This window comes from Enterococcus cecorum, from assembly GCF_052119425.1.
Taxonomy (GTDB): domain Bacteria; phylum Bacillota; class Bacilli; order Lactobacillales; family Enterococcaceae; genus Enterococcus_E; species Enterococcus_E cecorum_C.
In genome coordinates this window covers 1-1,534 of the sequence record NZ_JBQKFH010000084.1, presented here as the reverse complement: position 1 = coordinate 1,534, position 1,534 = coordinate 1, and the positions used below count along the sequence as shown (strand labels likewise).

The window sequence follows — 1,534 nt, the reverse complement described above, 5'->3', positions numbered from 1 at the left end:
TGATGTGACCCCCAAAAGTTAGACTTTATTAGCGTAGTAGTTTTGTCTACTACGTTTTTTTATGCACTCATAAGGTGAATTCTGTATTGAACTGGACTTTTCCACCCTAGCTTTTCTTTAATTCTGTGTTCATTGTAGTACTTTATATATCCCTCGATTTCTGATTTTAATTCTTCATAACTGTAGTATACAACACCATAATAGATTTCCTGTTTAAGCAAACCAAAGAAGTTTTCCATCACAGAATTATCGTGACAATTACCTTTCCTGGACATACTTTGAAAGATTTTTTCTTCCTTAAGGCGATGTGAATAATTTTTCATTTGATACGCCCATCCTTGATCTGAATGGAATGTTCTACGATAAGGGCAACCAGATGTTATCGTTATTGCTTGTTCCAGTGCATTCATTATAGTTTTAGCAGAGGGTTGTTTGGCAATTCCATAGCTAACAATCTCACCACTACACATATCCATAAAAGGATCTAGATACAATTTTTTCGTTGACATATTACCTTTAGAATCGATTTCATAGTACTTAAACTCAGTAGTATCAGTGGTAATCTTTTGATAAGGTATATGTGTATTGAATCGTCTTCTAATTCGATTAGGAGCTACTGTACCAACTTTTCCTTTGTAAGAACTGTACTTACGGCTTTTACGGGTAAATGACGTAACCTGTAGCCCTACTTTCTGCATTATTCGCTGTACTTTCTTCTTGTTTATACAATATCCTTGATTTCTTAACTCGCCTAATACTCTGCGATAACCATAATTTTTATGAATTTTTCTTATATCAAGAATCTTTTCCTCGATTTCCTTGTCTGGATTTTCTCTATCGAATCGTTTCTGCCAGTACATGTAGGTAGCTTTAGGCATATCTGTATAAGAGAGAAGATCTTTTAGTTTGAATTCTCTTCGGAGGCTGTGGATGACGCGTGCCATTCTCTCATTTTTGCTTCGTCCTCTAAACGCAGCCTCCTCAGTTCTTTTAAAAATGCATTCTCTATTCTTAGCCATAAAAGCTCATCTTCAAGTTTTTTCACATGCTCAGCGCTAGTATCAACAATTTTTTCTTCAACTTCCTGATTTTTATGTTCTATCTTAGGTTTATCCACTGTTGTTTTACGACCTTTCTTATGAGGTCTCAAACCTTCAGGACCAGCTACACGGAAACGACTAACCCAATTAGCAATCATACTAGGATTCGTTATATTTTCTCTAATTGCTAACTCTTGGTATGAAATCTCATTTGATAGGTATAACTCTACCACAGAAAGCTTTTTTTCAAAAGAATATTTTTTCTGATGACGAGAACGAATTAATCCTTCATCTCCAAAAGCTTGGTGATTCTTAACCCATTTAGCTACACAGTTTCTATCCACGTCATAGAGTGACGCGAGATAATTGTATCCTCCTTCGCCAGCTAAGTATGCATTAACAACTTTCTTTTTTAGTTCATAACTGTATTTAGCCATAAAAATACCGACCTCCAATTGTTAGATTTTATGGTCTAACTTTTGGGGGTCGGTACA

The 1,534-nt window shown here is 35.3% G+C and carries 2 protein-coding genes; both read right to left on the bottom strand.

Annotated features, from left to right (window positions below):
* Positions 1–59: 59 nt before the first annotated feature.
* Positions 60–1,019: an IS3 family transposase gene (locus ACTQZM_RS11845; protein ID WP_322389445.1), complete on the bottom strand. Its 960-nt coding sequence runs from the start codon at positions 1,017–1,019 to the stop codon at positions 60–62.
* The gene (locus ACTQZM_RS11840; protein WP_171336873.1) at positions 902–1,477 is read right to left on the bottom strand and encodes a helix-turn-helix domain-containing protein; all 576 of its coding nucleotides are present in this window, start codon (positions 1,475–1,477) and stop codon (positions 902–904) included. Before ACTQZM_RS11840 ends, ACTQZM_RS11845 begins: the two co-directional genes overlap by 118 nt.
* Between the last annotated feature and the right edge of the window lie 57 nt (positions 1,478–1,534).